Source organism: Streptomyces sp. MBT53, from assembly GCF_016654115.1.
Classification (GTDB): Bacteria; Actinomycetota; Actinomycetes; order Streptomycetales; family Streptomycetaceae; genus Streptomyces.
In genome coordinates this window covers 1-7,854 of sequence record NZ_JAEQAZ010000289.1, presented here as the reverse complement: position 1 = coordinate 7,854, position 7,854 = coordinate 1, and the positions used below count along the sequence as shown (strand labels likewise).

Annotated in this window: 6 protein-coding genes; 5 read left to right on the top strand and 1 reads right to left on the bottom strand. The window is 69.0% G+C overall.

Features of this window, described 5'->3' with window-relative positions; all coding sequences use genetic code 11:
- Positions 1-55 precede the first annotated feature (55 nt).
- Positions 56-1,249 carry an ROK family transcriptional regulator gene (locus JHN45_RS48375; RefSeq protein WP_201055819.1) on the bottom strand — a complete coding sequence of 398 codons (1,194 nt, stop codon included), beginning with the start codon at positions 1,247-1,249 and terminating at the stop codon, positions 56-58.
- Between the two features lie 180 nt (positions 1,250-1,429).
- Between JHN45_RS48375 and JHN45_RS48370 the strand changes: the two genes are divergently transcribed.
- From JHN45_RS48370 to JHN45_RS48350, 5 genes are read left to right on the top strand one after another with little or no spacing between them, the layout of a single operon-like run.
- The gene (locus JHN45_RS48370) at positions 1,430-3,187 is read left to right on the top strand and encodes a peptide ABC transporter substrate-binding protein (protein ID WP_201055818.1); all 1,758 of its coding nucleotides are present in this window, start codon (positions 1,430-1,432) and stop codon (positions 3,185-3,187) included.
- A 3-nt stretch (positions 3,188-3,190) separates the two neighbouring features.
- Complete coding sequence (locus JHN45_RS48365) at positions 3,191-4,150, top strand: ABC transporter permease (protein ID WP_200716889.1); 960 nt, start codon at positions 3,191-3,193, stop codon at positions 4,148-4,150.
- Positions 4,147-5,049 carry an ABC transporter permease gene (locus JHN45_RS48360; protein ID WP_374195689.1) on the top strand — a complete coding sequence of 301 codons (903 nt, stop codon included), beginning with the start codon at positions 4,147-4,149 and terminating at the stop codon, positions 5,047-5,049. Before JHN45_RS48365 ends, JHN45_RS48360 begins: the two co-directional genes overlap by 4 nt.
- The gene (locus JHN45_RS48355; protein ID WP_201055817.1) at positions 5,046-6,698 is read left to right on the top strand and encodes an ABC transporter ATP-binding protein; all 1,653 of its coding nucleotides are present in this window, start codon (positions 5,046-5,048) and stop codon (positions 6,696-6,698) included. The genes JHN45_RS48360 and JHN45_RS48355 overlap by 4 nt, the downstream gene beginning before the upstream one ends.
- The gene (locus JHN45_RS48350; RefSeq protein ID WP_201055816.1) at positions 6,695-7,630 is read left to right on the top strand and encodes an ROK family protein; all 936 of its coding nucleotides are present in this window, start codon (positions 6,695-6,697) and stop codon (positions 7,628-7,630) included. Before JHN45_RS48355 ends, JHN45_RS48350 begins: the two co-directional genes overlap by 4 nt.
- Positions 7,631-7,854: the final 224 nt, after the last annotated feature.

Genomic DNA, 7,854 nt, shown 5'->3' with positions numbered 1-7,854 from the left:
TGCGGGTTCGTCGTGGCTGGTCGCGCAGTTCCCCGCGCCCCTGAAAAAAGACCAGTCACCGCGTCTTGTCCGTGACCGTTTGCAATGCCTGCGTCAACGCCCGTTGCAACGCGAACTGGCCTGCACCCACCAAGCCCGCGTCCGCGCCCAGGCTGGCGCGGTCGATCACCAGGTGTTCCGTCACCAACGGGTGGCAGCCTTCGTAGAGTTGGCTGCGGACCGCCGCGACGAAGGGTTCCAGGGTGGAGAGGATGCCGCCCAGATACACGGCGTCCGGGTTGAAGAAGTTGACGTTGGCCGCGAGGACTTGGCCGAGGTAGCGGCCGGCCTGGCGGACGGCTCGGGTCGCCTCGGGGTGGGAGTCGGTGGCGAGGCGTACGACATCCTCCGTGGTCGTCACGTCCAGGCCGTGGCCGCGCAGGATGCGGACGAGGGCCGCGCCCGAGGCGACGGTCTCCAGGCAGCCGGTGTTGCCGCAGGAGCAGGGGATGTCGTGGGCGGCCTCGACGCGGACGTGGGTGATCTCGCCCGCCGCGCCGGTGCCGCCGCGGTAGAGGCGGCCGTCGGCGATGACGCCGGCGCCGATCGCCGTGCCCGTCTTGACCATGATCGACTGACGGCGTTCGGCGGGCTGCACGGTGTGCTCGCCGACCGCCATGCAGTTGGCGTCGTTCTCGATGGCCGCCGGGACGCCGAACCGGTCCTCCAGCCAGGCCCGGACCGGGAACCGGTTCCAGCCGGGCATCCGGGACGGGAGGGTCACGACACCGCCCGCGATGTCGACCGGGCCCGGCAGCGAGAGTCCGACCCCGCGCAGCAGCTCCCGGCCGCGTCGCTCGGCGAGGCCCTGGAGGGTGTCGGCGAGACCCGGCAGCGCCGCCTCGGGACCGTCCGCCGTGGGGAAGGGCACCGTCGACACGTCGGTGAGCCCGCCGCCGGGCAGGACGACGCCCACGTGCGCGTGCTTGCCGCCCAGTTCGGCCGCGACCGCGAAGCCGTCGCTGCCGCCCAGCCGCAGCACCTTGCGCGGCCTGCCGCCGGTGGAGGAGCGCGTGCCGTGCTCGGCGACCAGGCCCAGGGACACCAGCTGGCCCACCGCCAGGGAGATCGTCGAGGGCGCGGCGCCGAGCAGTTCGGCCAGGTCGGTGCGGGTGGCGGCCTGCCCGGAGGCGAGGAGTTCGAGGACGTGCTCGGCCAGTGAGGAGACGCCCGAGGTGCCCTTCCGGCGATGCGCACTTTTTTCAGGCATGAAGGAAGTTACTTCCGGATCGGCGATCGAGGCGACGAGCGTAAGTCACCCACATGCCCTGTGCGCTTTTTCCAGAACGGCAGTAACAGGCTTTTTACAGCGGCACGCCTGTTTCTTCGACCACAGGGGTCGTTGACTGTCCTCACTCCCGCCTCCGCCCCTCTTTTTCCGAGGAGAACCATGTCCCCTGTCCACAAGAGACTCCTCGCCGGTGCCTCCCTGACCACGGCCTCGCTGCTGCTCGCGGGCTGTTCCGGGTCGAGCGGTACGTCGTCCTCCGGGTCGCACGACTCGATCAACTACGCGCTGCCCGCGAACTTCACCCCGAACTGGATCCTCCCGATCGGCACCGCGGCCCACCTCAACACCAACAACATCTCCATCGCGAACGCCCTGTGGGAGCCGCTGATCGCCTACGACGGCTCGACCGGGACCATGGGCTGGAACAAGAAGGGCTCGGTGGCGACCGCGGCGGACTTCGCGGCCGACAACAAGAGCGTCACGATCACTCTCGGCGCGCGGCAGTGGAGCGACGGGAAGCCGATCACCTCCAACGACGTGAAGTTCTGGTTCGACCTCATCAAGGCGAACAAGGCGCAGTGGGCGGGCTACAACCCGGGCAAGGCGCCGGACAACTGGACGTCCTTCAAGACGGTGGACGCGCACCACTTCACGATCACCTTCGACAAGGCCTACAACCCGCAGTGGATGCTGGCCAACGAGCTGAGTTCCATCACCCCGCTCCCCCAGCACGTGTGGGACAAGGCCGGGGACGCCAAGAAGGACTGGACGTACCTCAACAGCGCGGCGAAGAACATCAACGGCTATGCCACGAACGCCCTGTGGAAGACGGTCAGCGGCCCGTACACCGTGAAGTCCTTCTCCACGGCCGGCAAGGTCGTCCTGGCCGCCAACCCGAAGTACGACGGCGGTGAGAAGGCCGGCATCCCCACCGTGAACCTCCTCCCCTTCACTACGGCGGACGCGGAGAAGAACGCGCTGCGCTCGGGGAGCGTCGACTACGGCTACATCGAGGCCACCGACCTCGACCAGAAGGACAGCTTCACCGCGCAGGGTTACACCGTGAAGCCGTGGTCGGGCTGGGCGATCACCTACATGCCGTACAACTTCAACAACCCTTCCATGGGTGCCGTGTTCAAGCAGCTCTATGCCCGGCAGGCCGTGCAGCGGTCGATCGACCAGAGCAGCCTGGCGAAGGTCATCTTCAACGGGACGGCCGTGCCCGGGTACGGGCCGGTACCGCAGGCGCAGACCTCGTCGTTCCTGTCGGCCACGCAGAAGAGCGACCCGTATCCGTTCTCGACGTCCGCCGCCAAGTCCCTGCTCAGCAGCCATGGTTGGAGCGAGCAGGGTGGGGTCATGACCTGCACCGGCCCCGGTACCGGCGCCGCCCAGTGCGGTGCGGGGGTCGCCAAGGGGACGAAGTTCCAGATGCAGGTGCTGTCGCAGTCCGGTTCGACGGTGACCGACAACATGATGAGCGCGATCCAGTCCTCGCTCGCGAAGACCGGCATCAAGTTCTCCATCAAGACCGCGCCGGTCAACTCCGTGCTGTCGCAGACCCCGCAGTGCACCGCCTCGCAGTCGATCTGCAAGTGGCAGCTGTCCTACTTCGGTACGGCGGGCAGCTGGTACTTCCCGGCCTTCCCGACCGGTGACTCGCTCTTCCAGACCAAGGGCGGCGCGAACTTCGGCAACTACTCCAACGCCGACGTCGACAAGCTCATCTCCGCGTCCACGACGTCGAGTTCGACCCAGGCGGTCCAGGAGTACAGCGCGGCCCTCGCCAAGGATCTGCCGGTGATCTGGCTGCCGGAGCCCGACTACCAGATCTCCGTCGTCAAGAACGGCCTCGGCGGCTTCTCGCAGGACCCGCTCGCCAACTTCCACCCTGCGCAGTGGAAGTGGACCAGCTGAGGCATGGACACCCTCCTGTATCTGACCCGGCGGATCGCCCAGGCGCTGGTCGTCATCCTCATCGTGACGGTCGTGGTCTTCGGTCTGCTGCACGCGCTGCCCGGGGGTCCCGCACGCGGGATCCTCGGGCCGCAGGCCACGCCCCAGCAGATCACGCTCTTCAACCACGACCAGGGGCTCGACCGGCCACTGCCCGTCCAATACCTGTACTACCTGCGGCAGTTGCTGCACGGGGACCTCGGCACGTCGTACACCCTCAACGAGGCGGTGTCCCAGCTCATCGAGCAACGGCTGCCGAAGACACTGGTGTTGACCGTGCTGTCGGCGGTCGTGGGGCTGCTGCTCGCCCTTCCGCTGGGCATGTGGCAGGCGGTGCGGCGGAACAAGCCGGCCGACTACGTCATCACCACGTTGAGCTTCGTGGCGTACTCGACTCCCGTGTATTTCCTGGGACTCGTGCTGGTGATGGTCTTCACGCAAGTGCTGCGGTGGTTTCCTTCGCAGGCTCCGCAGGGGGACACGGTCGCTCAAGTCTTCGCGGATCCCGTCGCGTTGGTGCTGCCCGTGGTGACCGGGGCTGCCTCCATGGTCGCCGTGTTCAGTCGGTACATGCGGGCGGCGACCTTGGAGAACCTGTCCGAGGACTACGTCCGGACGGCCCGGGCGGGGGGTTCTCGGCAGCGGGCGATTCTCTTCAGGCATGTGTTCCGGAACTCGTTGACTCCGGTGATCGCGATGCTCGGGTACTACGTGCCGGTGCTGTTCGGGGGTGCGCTGGTTGTCGAGCAGCTCTTCAACTACCCCGGGATGGGGCTGTTGTTCTGGAGTGCGGCTCAGTCGTCGGACTATCCGGTGCTGTTGGGGTGTGTGTTGGTGATCTCTGTGGCGACTGTGGTGGGGACGCTGCTCGCCGATGTCGTTCAGCGGGTTGTGGATCCCCGAGTGAAGGCGGCTCGGACATGAGTTTTCAAAGTGCGGGCCGGTGGGGGCTGGGCGCGCCCCGCGGCGGAGCCGCAAATCGACACAGCCCCGCGCCCCTGATTGCTCGCTTCGCTCGCAACAAGCTTGCTGTTGCCGGACTCGTAGTCGTCGGCCTCTTTTTCTTCCTCTGCTTCGTGGGACCGCTTCTCTACTCCACCGACCAGATCCATACCGACCTGACTCAGGTCAACCTCTCGCCCAGCGGCTCCCATTGGCTCGGTACCGATGCCGTCGGGCATGACGAGCTGGGGCGGCTCATGTACGGCGGGAAGGTGTCGTTGCTCGTCGGGCTTGCCGCCGGGGTGCTTGCCACCGTCATCGGGACACTCTGGGGGTCGGTCGCCGGGTATGCCGGTGGGTGGGTCGACGCCGTCATGATGCGGATCGTGGATGCCGGGATCGCGATCCCCGCGCTGTTCATCCTGCTGGTCGTGTCCGCCATCACCACGCCCGGCGTGCCGGGGCTGATTCTCATTCTGGGGCTGGTGTCCTGGCTCGTGCCCTCGCGGCTCGTGCGGGCGGAGACGCTGACCCTGAAGCGGCGCGACTATGTGCTGACCCTGCGGGCCATCGGCGGTACCCACGGGCGGGCCATCGCCCGGCACATCCTGCCCAACTCGGTGTCGACGATCGTCGTCGCGGCCACCTTCCAGGTCGCCGACGCGATCCTGCTCGTCGCCTATGTGTCCTATCTGGGGCTGGGAGTTCAGCCGCCGGCGACCGACTGGGGCGGCATGCTCTCGGCCGGGCTGACGGCCGCCTACTCGGGACGCTGGTGGCTGATCGTGCCACCGGGGCTCGCGATCATCCTCGTCGTGTGCGCGTTCAACGCGATCGGTGACGGACTGCGGGACGCCTTCGACGTAAAGGGACGCGGATGAACAACATCCTGGAGATGGAGAATCTGGGCGTCACCTTCGCCACGGAGAGCGGTGACGTGCCTGCCGTGCGCAGGGTTTCGTTGCGGGTCGCGCCCGGCGAGACGCTGGCCCTGGTGGGTGAGTCGGGGTCCGGGAAGTCGACCGTGGCGCTCGCCGCCCTCGGGCTGTTGCCGGGCAACGCCCGTGCGTCCGGGGGTGTTTCGGTCGGCGGTACGGATGTGGTCGGCGCCGGTGAGGGCGAGCTGTCGCGGCTGCGTGGGCGTATCGCCTCGATGGTGTTCCAGGAGCCTGCCACCGCGCTCGATCCGCTGACCCGAATCGGCAGGCAGATAGCGGAAGTTGTGCGGAACCATCGGGACGTGTCGCGGCGGGAGGCGGCTGCCGAGGCCGTCGCGTTGTTGCGCAGGGTCGGTATTCCCGATCCCGAGCGGCGGGCTTCCGCGTTTCCGTTTCAGTTGTCTGGTGGGCAGCGGCAGCGAGTTGTCATCGCCATGGCCATCGCCAACTCGCCCGGGCTGCTCGTCGCGGACGAGCCGACCACCGCGCTCGATGTCACCGTGCAGGCCGAAATCCTCGATCTGCTGCGGGCGTTGGCCGTCGACTCGGGGACGGGCGTGCTGCTGGTCACGCACAACATGGGGGTCGTCGCCGATTTCGCCGACCGGGTCGCCGTGATGCTGGAGGGGGAGATCGTGGAGACGGGGGCGGTGGAGGACGTGCTGCTGCGGCCCACGCACGAGTACACGCGGAAGCTGTTGGCGGCCGTGCCCCGGCTGGCCGTGAGTGAGCCGGCGGGTGACGTACGCCGACAGAGCGAGGGGGCGCCCGTCGTCGAACTCCGGGGTGTGGGTGTGCGGTTCGGGCGGGGGCCGCGTGCCGTGCGGGCGCTGGACGACGTGTCGCTGACCGTGCGGGCCGGGGAGACCGTGGGGCTCGTCGGTGAGTCCGGGTCGGGGAAGTCGACTGCGGCACGCGTGGCACTTGGACTGGTGGCGCCAGAGTCCGGGGACGTGTCGCTCTTCGGGGCCGATCTGCGCAGGGCGCGGGGGCGGGCGCGGCGGGCCCTGCTGGCCGGGGTCGGTGTGGTGCTGCAGGATCCGGTGGCCTCGCTGGACGCGCGGATGAGTGTCGCGGAGTGTGTGGCCGAGCCGTTGCGGGTGCACCGACGTGGCATGGGGGCCGTCGAGCGGCGGGAACGGGTTGCCGAGGTGCTCGAACTGGTGCGGCTGCCAAGGGAGTTGGCGCGGCGTGGGCCGCGTGAGCTGTCCGGTGGGCAGCGGCAGCGGGTGAGTCTCGCCCGGGCGCTGGTGCTCGAACCCCGACTGCTGGTCGCGGACGAACCCACGAGCGCGCTGGACGTGAGTGTGCAGCAGACCGTGCTGGAGGTGATCGCCGAGCTGCAGAGGGAACTCGGGTTCGCGTGTCTCTTCGTGTCGCACGACCTGGCCGTGGTGCAGCGGTTCGCGGGGCGGGTTGTCGTGATGCGGGGTGGGCGGGTCGAGGAGCAGGGGGCGACCATGAGCACCTTGCTGCACCCGGAGACCGCGTACACGCGCCGGCTCATCGCCGCCGTGCCCGTGCCCGATCCGGTGCTCCAACGGGAGCGCAGAGAACGCCGGGTGGCGTCGGGGACGGAGGCCGGCGCGTGAGCGAGGCTCACCAGGTGATCGCCGGTGTCGACATCGGCGGGACCACCACTCAGGTCGTGCTGTGCACGGAACAACTCGACGTCCTGGACCGGGTGGAGGTGCCGACCCCGGCGAGCGAGGGCGGGGCCGCGATGGTCGGCACCGCGCTGTCCGCGCTACGGCTGCTGCTGGACCGTACGCCCGCCAGCTTGCTCGGGGTCGGGGTCGGCGCGGCCGGGCTCGTGGATGTACGGACCGGGCGGATCCTCGTGGCGAGCGACTCCTTCCGCGACTGGGCCGGGTTCGAGGTGACGGCGACTGTCCAACAGGCCCTGGGTGTACCGGCGTTCCTCGACAACGACGTCAACGCGTTTCTGCGCGGGGAGGTCGCGAAGGGAGCCGTCGCGGGTGAGGAGAACGTGCTCGCGATGACGCTCGGCACCGGGGTGGGTGGCGCACTGTGGCTGAATGGCGCCCTTTACGACGGGCCGCGTGGGGCGGCCGGCGAGATCGGTCATGTGCCGGGGTTCGGCGAGCTGCCGTGCACGTGCGGTGGGCGGGGGCATCTGGAGACGCTGGCGTCGGGGCGGTCGATCGCGGCGCGGTACCGGGAGCGGACGGGTGTGGACCGTACCGCCCGTGAGGTCTCCGGAGCGGCCCTCGGCGGCGACCCGGACGCGCTCGCCGTGTACCGGGAGGCGGGCCGGGGGGTGGCCCGTGCGCTGCTGATCACGGCGGGGCTGCTGGATGTCACGACGTGTGTGATCGGCGGGGGTGTCAGCCGTTCGTGGGAGCTGGTCGGGGCGGCCGTGCGGGAGACGCTGGCGCTGGAGCCGCCGGTGAGCGGGCACCCGGTGCGGGTGCTGCCGGCCCGGCTGGGCGGTGACGCGGTGGCGGTCGGGGCGGCGGCCCGGGCGCGGACGGAACTGCTGATCCACACAGGGGGCTCGTAGCGGACACCTACGTGAACGACGAGAACCGGCCAAGCACGACCGTGTGATTGACGCGCACGCGCCCCATCTCTACCTTCTGATCGACTTACCGAACCCCGTTCGGGATATCGAACTTCTGTGAGAACGATGGGCCGCTCGCACCCCACTCGCACCCTGGAGAACACATGGCCGTCCCCCCTCTCCCCCACCCCTCCCGCCGCCTGTTCCTCGGCATGGCCGCGACC

Coding starts and splice junctions, on each gene's coding strand:
- JHN45_RS48375 (WP_201055819.1), bottom strand. CDS start 1,249: ATGCCTGAAAAAAGTGCGCATCGCCGGAAGGGCACCTCGGGCGTCTCC.
- JHN45_RS48370 (WP_201055818.1), top strand. CDS start 1,430: ATGTCCCCTGTCCACAAGAGACTCCTCGCCGGTGCCTCCCTGACCACG.
- JHN45_RS48365 (WP_200716889.1), top strand. CDS start 3,191: ATGGACACCCTCCTGTATCTGACCCGGCGGATCGCCCAGGCGCTGGTC.
- JHN45_RS48360 (WP_374195689.1), top strand. CDS start 4,147: ATGAGTTTTCAAAGTGCGGGCCGGTGGGGGCTGGGCGCGCCCCGCGGC.
- JHN45_RS48355 (WP_201055817.1), top strand. CDS start 5,046: ATGAACAACATCCTGGAGATGGAGAATCTGGGCGTCACCTTCGCCACG.